1 pseudogene is annotated in these 477 nt (G+C 52.2%); it reads right to left on the bottom strand.

Going from position 1 to position 477, the window contains the following annotated elements:
• A pseudogene (locus tag ACZGCQ_RS16870) lies at positions 1–415 on the bottom strand (gluconeogenesis factor YvcK family protein); the annotation flags it as partial.
• Positions 416–477: the final 62 nt, after the last annotated feature.

Raw genomic sequence — 477 nt, 5'->3', positions numbered from 1 at the left:
ACTCGGCACAGAGTGTGATCGTCCGTTCCGTCGCCGGATAGACTTTTCCTTCTGCGTTCAACAATTGTCCCATGACACCAATTGCTTCGACGAACGAACCGTTACAAAGCGGGGTCGCTGCCGTCAGCATCAAGTTTCCGAGCGAAGGACCATGCAGACCTTCCCCTGTTTCGAACCGATACTGCATGATTCGGTCCATCAACGTCTCCGACTTTGATAAGGAGACGATGACGTTTCGAATATCTCCTGGCGGCAACATGTTGAATTCCGGCCGCAGAACACCAGAACTACCCACCTACTCAGCGACCGTGACCATGGCTGTTATGTCGTGCGGTGAATGGTTCAGTCCCAGAAGAAGCGTCGAAAGTCCTGTCCCGCCACCAACGGAGACGGCCTTACGTTCCCATTTCCTCAATTTTCCTCCCTCCTATACCCATTATCTCGGCGATTTGGCTCCAATTTAAACCTGTCTCCTTT

The sequence above is a fragment of the Exiguobacterium sp. HSB13 genome, assembly GCF_056764755.1.
Note: the sequence above shows the minus strand (reverse complement) of the source record. Positions and strands in the feature narration are given on the sequence as shown.